Annotated in this window: 14 protein-coding genes; 3 read left to right on the top strand and 11 right to left on the bottom strand. The window is 58.3% G+C overall.

Going from position 1 to position 15836, the window contains the following annotated elements; translation table 11 throughout:
• Positions 1 to 6: 6 nt before the first annotated feature.
• The 5 genes from fabD to yceD form a co-directional block, all read right to left on the bottom strand.
• A complete protein-coding gene (fabD, locus tag CWM58_RS26605; RefSeq protein WP_061155079.1) occupies positions 7 to 936 on the bottom strand; it encodes an ACP S-malonyltransferase in 930 nt (309 codons plus the stop codon).
• Between the two features lie 15 nt (positions 937 to 951).
• Positions 952 to 1905, bottom strand: a complete 954-nt coding sequence (locus CWM58_RS26600; protein ID WP_002899288.1) for a beta-ketoacyl-ACP synthase III — start codon at positions 1903 to 1905, stop codon at positions 952 to 954.
• A 54-nt stretch (positions 1906 to 1959) separates the two neighbouring features.
• Positions 1960 to 3057, bottom strand: coding sequence for a phosphate acyltransferase PlsX (gene plsX, locus CWM58_RS26595; RefSeq protein WP_206052723.1), 1098 nt, complete (start codon positions 3055 to 3057; stop codon positions 1960 to 1962).
• A 203-nt stretch (positions 3058 to 3260) separates the two neighbouring features.
• Positions 3261 to 3434 (bottom strand): 50S ribosomal protein L32, encoded by a 174-nt coding sequence (gene rpmF, locus CWM58_RS26590; RefSeq protein WP_000290724.1) that lies wholly within the window; start codon positions 3432 to 3434, stop codon positions 3261 to 3263.
• Between the two features lie 16 nt (positions 3435 to 3450).
• Positions 3451 to 3972 (bottom strand): 23S rRNA accumulation protein YceD, encoded by a 522-nt coding sequence (gene yceD / locus CWM58_RS26585; RefSeq protein WP_008805983.1) that lies wholly within the window; start codon positions 3970 to 3972, stop codon positions 3451 to 3453.
• Between the two features lie 141 nt (positions 3973 to 4113).
• Between yceD and CWM58_RS26580 the strand changes: the two genes are divergently transcribed.
• Complete coding sequence (locus CWM58_RS26580) at positions 4114 to 4698, top strand: Maf family protein (RefSeq protein ID WP_061155081.1); 585 nt, start codon at positions 4114 to 4116, stop codon at positions 4696 to 4698.
• Positions 4699 to 4735: 37 nt separating this feature from the next.
• Here the strand turns inward: CWM58_RS26580 and rluC are convergent, their stop codons facing one another.
• Positions 4736 to 5689, bottom strand: a complete 954-nt coding sequence (gene rluC, locus CWM58_RS26575) for a 23S rRNA pseudouridine(955/2504/2580) synthase RluC (protein ID WP_077274739.1) — start codon at positions 5687 to 5689, stop codon at positions 4736 to 4738.
• Between the two features lie 699 nt (positions 5690 to 6388).
• Here rluC and rne point away from each other — a divergent pair.
• Entirely contained in the window at positions 6389 to 9619 is a 3231-nt protein-coding gene (gene rne / locus CWM58_RS26565) for a ribonuclease E (protein ID WP_100682159.1), read from the top strand.
• Between the two features lie 38 nt (positions 9620 to 9657).
• Here rne and CWM58_RS26560 read toward each other — a convergent pair whose 3' ends face one another.
• A complete protein-coding gene (locus CWM58_RS26560; RefSeq protein ID WP_165785856.1) occupies positions 9658 to 10686 on the bottom strand; it encodes a LysR family transcriptional regulator in 1029 nt (342 codons plus the stop codon).
• A gap of 16 nt (positions 10687 to 10702) precedes the next feature.
• Here CWM58_RS26560 and CWM58_RS26555 point away from each other — a divergent pair, with 16 nt between their 5' ends.
• On the top strand, positions 10703 to 11917 hold the full coding sequence (locus CWM58_RS26555) for an MFS transporter (protein WP_100682158.1): 1215 nt from the start codon (positions 10703 to 10705) through the stop codon (positions 11915 to 11917).
• 53 nt (positions 11918 to 11970) lie between these two features.
• On the opposite strand, the gene murJ is transcribed toward CWM58_RS26555, so the two are convergent.
• The 4 genes from murJ to rimJ form a co-directional block, all read right to left on the bottom strand.
• On the bottom strand, positions 11971 to 13506 hold the full coding sequence (murJ, locus tag CWM58_RS26550; RefSeq protein WP_061155086.1) for a murein biosynthesis integral membrane protein MurJ: 1536 nt from the start codon (positions 13504 to 13506) through the stop codon (positions 11971 to 11973).
• Positions 13507 to 13617: 111 nt separating this feature from the next.
• Positions 13618 to 14529, bottom strand: a complete 912-nt coding sequence (locus CWM58_RS26545) for a Gfo/Idh/MocA family protein (RefSeq protein WP_165785859.1) — start codon at positions 14527 to 14529, stop codon at positions 13618 to 13620.
• Between the two features lie 14 nt (positions 14530 to 14543).
• A complete protein-coding gene (locus CWM58_RS26540; protein WP_012542247.1) occupies positions 14544 to 15197 on the bottom strand; it encodes a YceH family protein in 654 nt (217 codons plus the stop codon).
• A gap of 9 nt (positions 15198 to 15206) precedes the next feature.
• Positions 15207 to 15791: a ribosomal protein S5-alanine N-acetyltransferase gene (gene rimJ, locus CWM58_RS26535; protein WP_008805973.1), complete on the bottom strand. Its 585-nt coding sequence runs from the start codon at positions 15789 to 15791 to the stop codon at positions 15207 to 15209.
• Positions 15792 to 15836: the final 45 nt, after the last annotated feature.

Below are 15836 nucleotides of genomic sequence, written 5' to 3'. Positions count from 1 at the left end.
CCTCTTTTATTGCTCAAGCGCCGCAGACATCGCCGCCGGCTCGTTAAGCGCGGAAGCGGTCAGGGTGTCAACAATACGTTTGGTCAGACCGGTGAGGACTTTACCCGGGCCAACCTCATACAGATGCGTTACGCCCTGAGCAGCCATAAACTCAACGGTTTTGGTCCACTGAACCGGGCTGTACAGCTGGCGCACCAGCGCGTCGCGAATGGCGTCTGGCGTGGTTTCGCATTTCACGTCGACGTTATTCACCACCGGAATCGTCGGCGCGTTGAAGGTGATTTTCTGCAGCTCCAGCGCCAGTTTTTCTGCAGCTGGTTTCATCAGCGCGCAGTGGGAAGGCACGCTCACCGGCAGCGGCAGCGCACGTTTGGCGCCTGCAGCTTTACATGCAGCGCCCGCACGTTCAACGGCCTCTTTGTGCCCGGCGATAACCACCTGGCCCGGCGAATTGTAGTTCACCGGCGAAACCACCTGCCCTTCGGCGGACTCTTCACACGCTTTGGCGATAGAAGCGTCATCGAGACCGATAATCGCGGACATGGCGCCGGTACCTGCCGGTACGGCTTCCTGCATGAATTTCCCGCGCAGTTCTACCAGACGAACGGCATCCGCGAAATCGATAACCCCTGCGCAAACCAGCGCGGAGTATTCGCCGAGGCTGTGACCCGCCAGCAGCGTCGGCGCTTTGCCGCCCTGCTGCTGCCAGACGCGGTACAGCGCCACGGAGGCGGTCAGCAGCGCCGGCTGGGTCTGCCAGGTTTTATTCAGTTCTTCTGCCGGGCCCTGTTGAGCCAGCGCCCACAGATCGTAACCCAACGCTGCGGAAGCTTCACCGAAGGTCTCTTCAATCACCGGCCAGGTGGCAGCCATATCGGCCAGCATACCTACGGCCTGAGAACCCTGTCCCGGGAACACAAAAGCAAATTGCGTCATGTTTAAATCCTTATACTAAAAACGAACCAGCGCGGAACCCCAGGTGAAACCGCCACCGAAGGCTTCCAGCAAAATCAGCTGACCGCGTTGAATGCGGCCATCGCGGACAGCCTCATCCAGCGCGCAAGGAACTGACGCCGCGGAGGTGTTGCCATGGCGGTCAAGCGTCACGACGACGTTATCCATCGACATGCCCAGTTTCTTCGCCGTCGCGCTAATGATACGCAGGTTAGCCTGATGCGGCACCAGCCAGTCCAGCGCCGAGCGCTCAAGATTGTTGGCTGCCAGCGTCTCATCAACGATATGCGCCAGTTCGGTGACCGCCACTTTAAAGACTTCATTGCCGGCCATCGTCAGATAGATCGGGTTTTCCGGATCGACGCGATCGGCGTTCGGCAGGGTCAGCAGTTCACCATAGCTACCGTCGGCATGCAGGTGCGTCGAGATAATGCCAGGCTCTTCAGACGCGCCCAGCACCACGGCGCCGGCGCCGTCGCCGAAAATAATAATCGTTCCGCGATCGGCCGGGTCACAGGTGCGCGCCAGCACATCGGCCCCCACCACCAGCGCATAATCCACCGCGCCGTTTTTCACGTACTGATCGGCGACGCTCAGCGCATAGGTGAAACCGGCGCAGGCGGCGGCGACGTCAAACGCCGGACAGCCCTTGACGCCCAGCATAGACTGAATCTGGCATGCCGAACTCGGAAACGCATGCGTGCCGGAGGTGGTCGCAACGATAATCAGACCAATTTGCTCCGCGGACACGCCCGCCATCGCCAGCGCCTGCTTTGCGGCTTCAAAGCCCATCGTAGCAACTGTTTCATGCGCTGCGGCAATACGACGCTCACGGATACCTGTGCGGGTGACAATCCACTCGTCAGAGGTCTCTACCATTTTTTCCAGGTCGGCGTTTGTACGCACTTGCTCGGGCAGATAGCTGCCGGTACCAATAATCTTCGTATACATGTACGCTCAGTCACTCTTGGGTAATATACCCGCCTCTTTCAACCTGCCGCGGCGTCAATCGTGGCCATTCGTCCCGCTTTGCTGTCGGGAGTTCACGTCACTGTCGCTTTCCGGCAGCGCGAAACCAGCTGGGTATAAAGATTCCAGGCGCGCGGCGATCCGTTGAGGAATTTGCCGCTGCACCGCCTGCACTGCCTGCTCTATCGCGACGCTAAAGGCGCGTTGATTGGCAGCACCATGACTCTTGATCACGGAACCGCGCAATCCTAACAGACAGGCGCCATTATACTGGTCGGGGTTGAGGTGACTGAATCGCCTCGCCAGGCTTTTTTGTAACCAACGTTTTAATAACAGCAGCCACCACGACCGTTTTTTGCCCTCTCCCTGAGATTTCAGCAGCGAAAGGAACATTCTGACAACACCTTCCATGGTTTTTAATGTGACGTTGCCCGTGAATCCATCACAAACCAGCACATCGGTTTTTCCGGTCAACAATTCATTGGCTTCAAGATAGCCGATGTAGTTGAGGGAAGGCAGCGTTTTAAGCACTGCGGCAGCATCGCGAATGCTGCTGAGGCCTTTCATCTCTTCTTCGCCGATATTCAGCAAGGCGACGCGCGGGTTGGTAATGCCAACCACTTCCTCCGCCAGCACCGCGCCCATGACGGCGAACTGCACCAGCATCGTGCTGTCGCAATCGACGTTGGCGCCGAGATCCAGCACCACGGTTTTGCCCTTCTGTTGGTGCGGAAGAACCGTCACCAGCGCCGGCCGCTCAATACCTTCGATCGGTTTCAGCAACAGTTTCGCCAGCCCCATCAGCGCGCCGGTGTTGCCGGCGCTGACGCAGGCTTCCGCCCGCCCTTCTTTCACAAGCTCCAGCGCCACGCGCATTGAGCTTCCGCGACTGCTGCGGATAGCCTGTGCGGGTCGCGCATCACTGGCAATAACTGACTGCGCAGGAATAACCTGCAGACGCGAACGTTGTTCGAAGTCAGCTTTGGCGAGTAATGGCGTGATGGCGTCGGGGTCGCCGACTAAAAGAAGTGTGAGTTGCGAATTAGAGTTCAGTGCCTGCAGTGCTGCAGGCACCGTCACGGATGGGCCAAAATCGCCCCCCATGACATCTAACGCCAGGGTTAGACGTGTCAAGGTATCGTCGCTGCCCGGTTCGGTGATTCCCCAGTTGCCCGGGGAGTCCTCACTAAGCTTCATCACGCTGGCACTCGCGAATATTCACGCTGCAGACGCAACAATTCGGGCATTGATGCCCCTGGTGACCGGGTTAACCGAGTTTCCAGGGACGCACACGCCCGCCATGGCCTGCAACGGGAAATCCTGCGAGTATCGCGTGATTACTTAGCGATAACCTTGCGACCGCGGTAGAAACCGTCGGCAGTGATGTGGTGACGCAGGTGCTTCTCACCAGAAGTTTTGTCTACAGACAGGCTGGTGACTGCGGTCAGCGCGTCATGGGAACGACGCATGCCACGTTTGGAACGGGTTGGTTTATTCTGTTGTACGGCCATGGACCTTACTCCTCAATTACTTACGCTTTAAGCTGGCTAATACGGCAAATGGATTTGGTTTTTGTGCCTCTTCAGGCAGTTCGCCAAAGACCATGTCCGCGTCGGACACTTCACAGTGTTCAGAATCATGCACCGGAACTACGGGCAGGGAGAGGATAATTTCATCCTCGACCATTGCCTGCAGGTCGATTTCACCGAATTCGTTAACCTCAATCGGCTCATACGCTTCCGGTAGTGCTTCGGCCTGTTCGTCATTTCTGACGGGGCTAAAACAATACGTGGTGTGGACGTGATGAGGGAACGGTTTCCCGCAACGCTGGCATTCGAGGGTTACCGTCACCTTTGCATCGCCAGTGATGACGGCGAGACGCTGGTTATCGATAGCGAACGACATGCTGCATTCCACATCGCTGTCCACGCTGACTACAGAATCGGCTACACGTTCAACCTGATCGCGGGCATAGATGCCTTCGTAATCAAGGCGTTTTTGAGCCGTGCGGACCGGATCAAGAGTCAGGGGTAATTTTACCTTTTGCATAGGGCGCGCATATTAACTTTGTAATGTCATAGAGTCAAAGAAAAAGGCAGCCTCAGGTTGCCTTTTGCCATTTATTCGCACACATTGCGGCGCATAGTTTAAGATGATGCTCTGCGAAGCGCTATATGTGGATGAAAAAATATGTCTGAACTTATCCTCGCGTCAACCTCTCCCTGGCGGCGCATGCTGCTGGAAAAACTGGGCTTACCGTTTGAATGTGCCGCGCCTGACGTTGACGAAACGCCGCTGCCGGAAGAATCCGCGCGTCAGCTTGTCACCCGGCTGGCACAAGCCAAAGCGCAAAGCCTGGCCACCCGCTACCCGCACCACCTTATTATAGGCTCCGATCAGGTTTGCGTATTAGACGGTGAGATCACCGGCAAACCGCACACCGAGGAAAAAGCCCGCCAGCAGTTGAGAAAGGCCAGCGGGACCATCGTCACCTTTTATACCGGTCTGGCGCTATACAACTCCGCCAGCGGCCATCTGCAAACCGAATGCGAGCCCTTTGACGTTCACTTTCGCCATCTCAGCGATAAAGAGATTGAAGGCTACGTCCGCAAAGAGAACCCGCTGCAATGCGCCGGGAGTTTCAAGAGTGAGGGGTTAGGAATTACGCTATTTGAAAGGCTGGAAGGCCGAGACCCAAATACCCTGGTCGGTTTACCCTTAATTGCGCTGTGTCAGATGCTGCGGCGAGAGAATAACAATCCGCTGTTAGGCTAAAGCGAAAAAAACGGCGGAACTGATTCCGCCGTTGTGCTTATTTGCTCTTACGTAGCACCTGTAAACAGTGCTTCAGCTGGTTATCCAGCGGCGCTTCAACGCGCATCACCTCCCCGCTCCCCGGGTGGGTAAACTTCAGCGCCGCCGCGTGCAGGAACAGACGGTTTAAGCCGGTACCGGAGAGCTGCTTGTCGAACTCGCGGTCGCCATAGCGATCGTCAAAAGCGATAGGATGGCCGGCATACTGGGTATGAACGCGGATCTGATGCGTGCGCCCGGTGACCGGGCTGCAGCGCACCAGCGTGGCGAATTCGTAACGCTCTTCAACTTTAAAGCGCGTCTCCGACGGTTTGCCTTCCTGACTCACGCGAACGATACGCTCTCCGCTCTGCAGAATGTTCTTCAACAGCGGGGCCTGCACCACTTTGGTATGCGACTGCCACTGACCGCGCACCAGCGCCAGGTAATCTTTCTGCATGCCTTTATCGCGCAGTTGCTCGTGCAGCGAACGCAGCGCTGAGCGTTTTTTTGCCACCAGCAGCACGCCGGAGGTATCGCGGTCGAGACGATGCACCAGCTCAAGGAAACGTGCCTCGGGGCGCAGGGCGCGCAGCCCTTCAATCACGCCAAAGCTTAGGCCGCTGCCGCCATGTACCGCAGTACCGGAAGGTTTGTTGAGCACCAGAATATGGTCGTCTTCATAGAGGATCACTTCAGAGAGCGCCGCTACTTTCTGCAGGTGTGGCGATACCGCCTCTTCTTCACGCTCTGCCACGCGCACCGGCGGGATACGGACTTCATCGCCCGCTTCCAGCTTATACTCCGGCTTCACACGCTTTTTGTTTACCCGCACTTCGCCTTTACGCAGGATGCGATAAATCATGCTCTTCGGTACGCCTTTCAATTGGGTACGCAAAAAGTTGTCGATACGTTGCCCCGCTTCATCAGCAGCAATGGCAATCATTTTTACGGTTGGGGTCTCAGTTTTCATGGTGCGCGATTCTAAATAGCCGGACGCATTAGCGCCACTCATTTTTATATGCTTATATTTATCATTATCCTGTTTTCACGGTTTACCTGTCCGCCATTTTGTTTGTTATTAGAACAATCTGTATGGGCAGGTGATAAAACTGTGAGTAACCGGGTGATAAAAGGTGAAAGTCAACTTGCTATAACAAGGTTAGCAATGGAATAATGAGACCGTTTTCCGTATTGCATCTTGTTAGAACAAGACATTAGCGGAATGACCAATTTTGTCTGACCGATCGCCCACGCAGCAATGGCGTAAGACGTTGTGATCTTTCAGACAGTTAGCGGGCTGCGGGTTGCAGTCCTTACCGGTACAGGCTCTATGGATTTCAAGTCGCAGGAAGGCGTCAACTCCGGGACTCCCGGGAGCTCATCTGGATCCTTTGATCGAGGTGAGCAGGTTAAGCCACCATGCCTGCAACGCGAAAGACGACGAGTATAAATGGAATATTCTCTGGTGATACATCCCAGGCTGTTCCCCTGAATAATTGCGCTGTGTTTCCGTTTGAAACACAGGCGACCGACACTCTGCGCCTCTTAAGCGCGCGACAACCGTGAGGTTGGCGACGTGAACCAGACACGAGGCCATCGGTTTTCCCCCGGAAAGGCATTACTCTGCCCGCAGCTTAGTCGTCAATGTAAGAATAATGAGTAAGTTACGATGAAAAGAATGTTAATCAACGCAACTCAGCAGGAAGAGTTGCGCGTCGCCCTTGTTGATGGGCAGCGCCTGTACGACCTGGATATCGAAAGCCCCGGGCACGAACAGAAAAAAGCGAACATCTACAAAGGCAAAATCACCCGCATTGAACCTAGCCTTGAAGCCGCGTTTGTCGATTACGGCGCTGAGCGTCATGGTTTCCTCCCCCTCAAAGAAATCGCCCGCGAATACTTCCCCGCTAACTACAATGCGCACGGTCGTCCTAATATCAAAGACGTGCTGCGTGAAGGTCAGGAAGTTATCGTGCAGATTGATAAAGAAGAACGCGGCAACAAAGGCGCTGCGCTCACCACCTTTATCAGCCTGGCAGGCAGCTATCTGGTCCTGATGCCGAACAACCCGCGCGCGGGGGGAATTTCCCGCCGTATCGAGGGTGACGATCGTACCGAACTGAAAGAAGCGCTGGCGAGCCTGGAGCTTCCGGATGGCATGGGCCTTATCGTTCGCACCGCTGGCGTCGGCAAATCTGCCGAAGCCCTGCAGTGGGACCTGAGCTTCCGTCTGAAACACTGGGAAGCGATTCAGAAAGCCGCGGAAAGCCGTCCGGCGCCGTTCCTGATCCACCAGGAAAGCAACGTGATTGTCCGCGCCTTCCGCGACTATCTTCGCCAGGACATCGGCGAAATTCTGATCGATAACCCGAAAGTGCTCGAGCTGGCCCGCCAGCATATCGCCGCGCTGGGTCGTCCGGATTTCAGCAGCAAAATCAAACTGTACACCGGTGAAATCCCGCTGTTCAGCCACTATCAGATCGAGTCGCAGATTGAATCCGCTTTCCAGCGTGAAGTTCGCCTGCCGTCCGGCGGGTCTATCGTTATCGATAGCACCGAAGCATTGACCGCTATCGACATCAACTCCGCTCGCGCAACTCGCGGCGGCGATATCGAAGAGACGGCGTTCAATACTAACCTCGAAGCGGCCGATGAGATTGCCCGCCAGCTGCGTCTACGCGACCTTGGCGGCTTGATCGTTATCGACTTCATCGATATGACCCCGGTTCGCCACCAGCGTGCGGTAGAAAACCGTCTGCGTGAAGCCGTCCGTCAGGACCGCGCGCGCATTCAGATCAGCCATATTTCGCGCTTCGGCCTGCTGGAGATGTCTCGCCAGCGCCTGAGCCCGTCGCTGGGCGAGTCCAGCCATCACGTCTGCCCGCGCTGCTCCGGCACCGGTACTGTGCGTGATAACGAATCGCTGTCGCTCTCTATTCTGCGTCTGATTGAAGAAGAAGCGCTGAAAGAGAACACCAAAGAAGTCCACGCTATCGTTCCGGTACCGATCGCCTCTTATCTGCTGAACGAGAAACGTGCAGCGGTGAGCGCTATCGAATCCCGTCAGGGTGATGTACGCGTCATTATCGTGCCAAACGACGAAATGCAAACGCCGCACTACTCCGTCCTGCGCGTGCGCAAAGGTGAAGAGACCTCAACGCTGAGCTATCTGCTGCCGAAGCTGCATGAAGAAGAGATGGCGCTGCCTGGTGACGAAGAGCCGGCAGAACGTAAACGTCCGGAACAGCCTGCGCTGGCCACCTTTGTGATGCCTGACGCACCGCCAGCACCGATGCTGGAAGAGCCTGTTGCCGCCCCTGTCGTCGTCGCAGCGACACCGGCCGTGGCCGCTGCACCGGCGCAGCCAGGACTGCTCTCGCGCTTCTTCAGCGCACTGAAAAATATCTTCTCTGGCACCGAAGAAGAAGCCAAACCTGCTGAAGTTCAGGTCGAGAAGAAAGCGGAAGAAAAACCGGAGCGTCAGCAGGAACGTCGTAAACCACGGACCAACAACCGCCGCGATCGCAACGACCGCCGTGATAACCGCGACAATCGTGACAACCGCGATAACCGCGATAACCGTGACAATCGCGACGCCCGTGCGGACAATGCCGAGGGCCGCGAGCCGCGTGAATCGCGTGAAGAAAACCGTCGCAACCGTCGCGAGAAGCAGCCGCAAAACGCAGAAGCGCGTGACGTTCGTCAGACCGTCGGCGATGATGCGGACAAGACCAAATCCCGTGACGAGCAGCAGCCGCGCCGTGAACGCTCCCGCCGCCGCAATGACGACAAACGTCAGGCGCAGCAGGAAACCAAGGTGCAGACGCGTGAAGAGCCGGAAGTGCAGGAGACTGAGCAGGAAGAGCGTGTGCAAACTCTGCCGCGTCGTAAACCGCGTCAGCTCTCCCAGAAAGTGCGCTTTGAGTCTACCGTCGCTGAGCAAACTGCCGAGATCGCGCCTGAGGCCGTTGTGGCTGAAGTCGCCGCCCCGCGCAGCGAGCCGGTGAACGCCGAACTGCCAGCGGTAGTGGAAAGCGTGGTGGAACACGACGAAAACGGCGAATCCCGTGAAGCTAACGGCATGCCGCGCCGCTCACGTCGTTCCCCGCGTCATCTGCGCGTCAGTGGGCAGCGTCGTCGTCGCTATCGTGACGAACGCTATCCGACCCAGTCGCCAATGCCGCTGACCGTCGCCTGCGCCTCGCCTGAGATGGCTTCCGGTAAAGTCTGGATCCGCTACCCGGTCGTTCGTCCGCAGGACCAGCTGCCGGAAGAGGTTCAGGTTCAGGACACCAGCGCCATTGAAGCCGTCGAAGCTGTAGCGGCACCGGTTGCCGTGGTTGAACCCGTCACTGCCGCGCCGGTTACCGTCGAGCCGGCGACCATGGAGCCAGTAACCGCTGAGCCGGTGGTCGTCGAACCCGTCGTCGCCGCCGAGCCGGTGATCGTTGATACTCCGGAAGTTGTCGAGCCAGCAGCTGTCGAGCCAGTCCCGGCCGAAGCGCCTCAGGCCATAGCGCCAGTGACGATCGACGCCGAGCCTGTCACGGTTGAACCTGAAGTGGTGGAAACGGCGCCTGTCGTTGAAGCGCCAGTAGAAACCATTGCGCCGGCTGCAGAAACCGTGGTGGAAGCACCGGTGACCGAAGCTGCCCCTACGGCCCCTGTCGAACCGGTCAAAGCTGAAACGCCGGTAAGCCAACCTGTGGTTGTGGCTGGCGATCGCCATGCTACCGCGCCGATGACCCGTGCGCCTGCTCCGGACTATGTCCCGGAAGCGCCGCGCCACAGCACCTGGGTGCGCCCGCCGTTCGCTTTTGAAGGTAAAGGCGCCGCCGGTGGTCATAGTGCGACCCATAAAGCCACCGCAGAACCGACCCGCCCACAGCCCGTCGAGTAAGCGTGCTTAATAAAAAAACCGGCCTCTGGCCGGTTTTTTTATGCGCTTTGCGGACGCTGCATCCCGGCCAGATCCGGCATGATCTCCCGCATCAGGTCAAGGAACTTACGCAAGCGTGTCGGATAATAGCGCGCCCAGGGATAAACCAGATGAACCGGCAGCGAGGCGGGACGCCACTGCGGGAACAGCTCAATCAGCCGTCCGGCGGCAATATCCTCCACGACCGTCCAGCTGGACACCATCGCCACCCCCAGCCCCGCCAGCGCGGTATTTCGCGCGACGTACAGGCTGTCAGTGCTCAGGCAGGGGGTGATGGCCGTCGAGACGATTTGCCCACTTTCCAGATGCCGGAGCCGTACCTCATGCTGATAAAAGGTATTAATGGCGATCCACGGCAGGCCGGATAGCGCCTCCAGCGAGGTTAACGGCGGGTACTTCGCCAGGAGTTCAGGGGAGGCCACCACACAGCGCGGCACTTCCGCCAGCAGCACGGATACCGTGGCTGGATCCACCTCCGCGCCAACGCGGATGGCGCAGTCGATATTATCGCTGAGAAAGTCGACGGTATTATCATTCAGCATCCACTCGACCGACAGTTGCGGATGACGCTGCAGAAATGCGACCAGCGGCGCCAGCAGCTGTTGCTGGCCAAAAGCATGGGGCGCCCGTACCCGCAGCACCCCCACGGGCTGATCGTCGGCAATACGCAGGTCATCCTCCAGCGCCAGCCAGGCGTCCACGACCTGACGGGCATGGCGATAACAGCGTTCGCCATCGTCAGTGAGCTTCATCGCATGGGTCGTGCGCAGGATCAACTTCACCCCCAGCAGTCCTTCAAGGGACTGCAGGCGGCGGCTGACGGTCGCCTGGGTGGTATCCATCTGCCCCGCGGCGGCGGAGAGTGAGCCGGCCTCTATAATACGAATATAGGTGCGCATCAGCTCAATGCGGTCTATACGCTCCTGTCTTTTCATTTTTCTTTTGCCTATACGTGCTACGTATAACCGTTTTACCACCAGCCCGGCTACCGCGCCAGCTGCATTCGGGGAAAAATAGCGCCATCGCATCTATGAGGTACTGATCATGACACCGACTTCCCTTTCCACCCGCGACGCAGGCTGGATTATCTTCATTCTCGCGCTCGGCGCTGGCTTTAGCGTTGCCTCTATCTATTATGCGCAGCCGCTGCTGCCGCTGATGGGCGCTAATCTCCACCTGTCGGTAGAAGGAATGGGCCTGGTCCCTACCCTGACGCAGGCTGGCTACGCGCTCGGCATTCTGTTCCTGCTCCCACTCGGCGACCGTCACGATCGCCGCCGGCTGATCCTGCTGAAGAGCGCAATGCTGGCGATCCTGCTGTTCCTGTGCAGCCTTACCGGCCAGCTCACCTCACTGCTGGTGGCCAGTCTGCTGATCGGCATGGCGGCCACCATGGCGCAGGATATCGTTCCTGCGGCGGCGATCCTCGCCCCGGCAGGTAAGCAGGGAAAAATGGTGGGCACGGTGATGACCGGACTGCTGCTGGGGATCCTGCTCTCCAGGACAGTCAGCGGCGTAGTGGGCGCCGTATTCGGCTGGCGGGTGATGTATCAGGCGGCTGCAGTCAGCGTTGCGCTGATTGGCCTGGTGATGTGGCGGGTCCTGCCACGCTTCGCCATTCACTCGACGCTGAGCTATCCGCAGCTAATGGCCTCAATGGCCCATCTGTGGCAGCGCTATCCGGCGTTACGCCGCGCCGCACTGGCTCAGGGGGCACTCTCTATCGCCTTCAGCGCTTTCTGGTCGACGCTGGCGGTGATGCTCTCAGAACACTATCACATGGGGAGCGCAGTAGCGGGTGGCTTTGGTATCGCCGGTGCCGCCGGGGCGCTGGCGGCACCACTGGCGGGCGGACTGGCCGATAAGTTTGGCGCCGGCAAAGTGACTCAGATGGGCGCAGCGCTGGTCACCCTCTCCTTCGCCCTGATGTTTATGCTGCCGCTGCTCCCTCTGCATGGCCAGCTGGCGCTGATTGCTCTCTCGGCTATTGGCTTCGATCTCGGCCTGCAGTCAAGCCTGGTGGCGCATCAGAACCTGGTTTACAGCCTGGAGCCGCAGGCCCGTGGCCGCCTTAACGCCCTGCTGTTCACCGTCGTCTTTATTGGAATGTCGCTGGGGTCAGTGCTGGGCAGCAAGCTGTACGTGCTGGCCGGCTGGAACGGAGTGGTCACGCTGGCCGTCGTCAGCGGGGCAATCGCCCTGGCGATCCGCCTGCTGGAGAATGCGCGCGTCATCGCAGCCGAACGCCGCACATCATAAAAAAACCCGCTTCGCCTGAGGCGAAGCGGGTTTCCTCTTACCCTCGCAATGGCTTACGCTGTGCGACGGGCAAACTCTTTTACGCGGAAACCCAACACCAGCAGCGTGGCGAAATAAGCCACCACTCCGGCGACCACCACCACCAGCAGGCGCATCAGACGGAACGGCATCGTCCCCTGAGACCACTCCGGCATGAGATGCATGACGCCCAGCAGCGCGGCGGCCATCACCACCACCGCCGCGATCAAGCGCAACAGGAAGGCTAGCCAGCCGGGCTGTGGAGTGAAAATTTTCTGTTTACGCAGTTGCCAGTACAGCAGCGCGGCATTGAGACAAGCCGCCAGGCCGATGGACAACGACAGACCCGCATGCTTGAGTGGGCCGATAAACGCCAGGTTCATCACCTGGGTCATAATCAGGGTGACAATGGCAATCTTGACCGGCGTTTTGATGTTCTGACGGGAATAGAAGCCAGGCGCCAGTACTTTCACCACGATAAGACCCATCAACCCCACGGAATAGGCCACCAGCGCACGCTGGGTCATCGCCGCATCAAAGGCGCTGAATTTACCGTACTGGAACAGGGCCACGGTCAGCGGCTTGGCGAGGATCCCCAGCGCCACCGCGCTCGGCAACGCCAGCAGGAAGCAAAGTCGCAGCCCCCAGTCCATCAGGCGGCAATACTCGTCATGGTTACCGCTGGCGAAGCTTTTTGACAATGACGGCAGCAGAATGGTGCCGAGCGCCACGCCCAGGACACCTGACGGAAACTCCATCAGACGGTCGGCATAGTACATCCACGACACCGACCCCGACACGAGAAACGAGGCGAAGATGGTATTGATGATAAGGGAGATCTGGCTCACCGACACGCCAAGGATTGCCGGCCCCATCTGCTTCACAACCCGCATTGCGCCAGCATCTTTCAAATTAATTCTGGGCAGAACCAGCATGCCAATCTTCTTCAGGTGCGGCAGCTGATAGGCCAGCTGCAGCACGCCGCCGACCGTCACCGCCCAGGCCAGCGCCAGCACCGGCGGATGGAAGTACGGCGCGGCAAACAGCGCAAAGCCAATCATGCTGACGTTGAGGAATGTCGGAGCAAAGGCCGGCACCGAGAAGCGGTTCCAGGTATTGAGGATAGCGCCCACCAGTGAAGCCAGGGAGATCAGCAAAATATAGGGGAAGGTAATGCGCAGCAGCTGGGTGGTCAGCGCAAATTTATCGGCGGTATCGGCAAATCCGGGCGCTGTAATGGTGATCACCCACGGTGCCGCCAGCATCCCGATAACGGTGACGATCGCCAGGGCCAGGGTCAGCAATCCGGAGACGTAAGAGACAAATACCCGGGTGGCATCTTCGCCCTGTTTGCTTTTATATTCGGCAAGGATCGGTACAAATGCCTGCGAGAAGGCGCCTTCGGCAAAAATACGCCGCAGCAGATTAGGCAGCTTGAAGGCGACAAAAAAGGCATCGGTCGCCATCCCGGCGCCAAAAATGCGCGCGACAATCGCATCGCGGGCAAAGCCCAGCACGCGCGAAAACATAGTCATCGAACTGACGGCCGCCAGTGATTTTAAAAGATTCATTACGCTATTATTCCAAACCCTGGAGTAAAACGCCCGCTAATGCGGGCGCTGGAAAGTGGCGATAGTCTACCGGGTTCAATATGAATTACTACTGTCAGTTGTTACAACGGATTATTCGCTGATGGCGTCACGCCAGAGCTTATCGACCACCCGCTGAGCCAGCAGCGCCTGTTCGCCTGCGGTTTCCGGAACCGTCTGATTTTGCACGCATTCGATGAAATGACGCGCACAGCCGACAAAACCGCGCTGCTCGAGGGTGGTTTGCCAGCCCGCCACCGGGCGCTGGACCACGCCAAGACCACACTCCTCCTGCCACTCGCGCATCTCGCTCACCGCATATAACCCGCCATCGGTGACCGCCTGCACCCACTCACGCTGGCTTCCGGCACGGCGGTGCATGCTGGTGGTGACCTGCAGCCTGGATGAACTGAACTGGTGTTCGGCATAGAGCATTTCGCCCTGCGGGGTGATCTGCAGCGCGCCGCCGCGCAGGCGCGCCTGGCCGTCAGCCAGCCACAACGCGGTATCTACCACATGCAGATAATCATCGAGAAGGGTAAAGCGCAGATCGTTGCCTACGCTATCGCTACGGTGCTTATCCATTCGCAGCGAGGCCGCCTCGCCCAGCCGCCCCTTCAGTTCACGATAGAGTGGCGCAAAGCGGCGATTGAAACCGACCATCAGCGTCAGATGACGCCGGGCAGCCAGCTCGACCAGCGCTTCCGCCTCGCTCAGTTTGTCCGCCAGCGGTTTATCCACACAAACATGAACCCCGGCATTCAGCAAGTGATTCACCACTTCATAATGTGAAGCCGTCGACGTATGGACAAAGACCGCATCACACTGCGCCGCCAGGGCATCCAGCGAATCAGCATACGGGATCCGCCAGGTATCGCAGATGCGCAACGCCTTCTCTTTTCCTGGCGACCAGGCCGCCTGCAGCGTCCAGCTTTCCGCAGCGCCTAACACCGGCAACCACGCTTTTTGCGCAATGCCCCCTAAGCCAACCACCCCAATGCGCAGTCTTGTCCCCACGTTTAGTCCCCCAGATGGTGTAACAGCGAGTCAAGGCGCGCTTTCAACTCTGCCACCTCGCCTTCCAGTGCTTCAACCCGGGCACGCAGATCGTCATCGTCTTCCAGCGGCGAGAGTGCTTCCACCGTGGTGATCAGCGTGTCCATGTCATCGCAAAACAGATGCATATAGCGGCTTTCCCGTTTCCCCGGCTCCCGGGGCAGACGAGCGACAAAGGGGCCATCTTCGCGTGTGGCCAGCCCTTCCAGCACGCTTTCCACTTCCGCCATATCGCTGAACTCATGCATCCGCTGCGCCCGGCTGCGTAATTCACCCGGCGTCTGGGCGCCGCGCAGCAGCAGCGTCGTCACCACCGCCACCTCGCCGGCGCTGAGTTTCAGATCGCCAAATTCGGAGTTGCAAAAACGCTGCTCATATTTGGTGACCCGATTGCCAAACCCGCTGACCGTGCGCAGATAGTGGCGCTTCACCAGGGTATCCAGCAGCGTCTGGACCTCGCCTTCGCTCAGCGACATCACCGGCTCGCGGTTGGTTTTCTGATTACAGGCGGTCACCACGGCGTTCACCGACAGCGGGTACTGCTCGGGCGTGGTGACCTGCTTTTCCAGCAGACAGCCAATGACGCGCGCTTCGTGCGCGGTTAACTGATATTTCATCCTCTCTCCTTAGCGCCCTGCTGACCAGTCCGGCGTCGTTAGCGCCGTCAGTACATGGTCACGCCACTGCCCGTCAATCAGCAGATAATCTTTGGCATAACCCTCTTTTTCGAACCCCAACCGTGCCAGCAGCGCGCCGCTGCGCTGATTATGCGGCATATAGTTGGCCATAATGCGATGAATATGCTGCGTGCGCTGCATATAGCGAATCGCGGCGGTCAGCGCTTCAAACATCAGCCCCTGCCCTTGCCACTTTTCGCCAATGGAGTAGCCGAGATAACAGGCATGGAATGATCCGCGAACCACATTGGAGAAATTCGCCACGCCAACGATCTCTTTTTCCTCCGCATCGAGCAGCGCGAAATAAAAGGCTGACCCCTGCTTATGAAACTCGCCGATCATCGACAGGCGCGCCTGCCACCCGGAGGGATAGCAGTGGCTGTCGTCACGTACCGGCTCCCAGGGTTTTAAGAATACTTTATTCTCGGCGTAATAATCGGCCAGACGCCAGGCGTCACGATCGTGGACCAGGCGCACCACCAGCCGGTCCGTCGTCAAACGCACCTTCGGCACGTTACTGCGATAGCCAAACATTTCCTTTTCAGTCCCCCTGACTTCAATCTTGCTCTCATCACTATA

Origin of the sequence: Klebsiella sp. H-Nf2, assembly GCF_002806645.1 — a bacterium.
In the GTDB taxonomy this organism is placed as follows: Bacteria; Pseudomonadota; Gammaproteobacteria; order Enterobacterales; family Enterobacteriaceae; genus Klebsiella; species Klebsiella variicola.
This window is presented reverse-complemented; position numbering and strand designations above follow the sequence as displayed.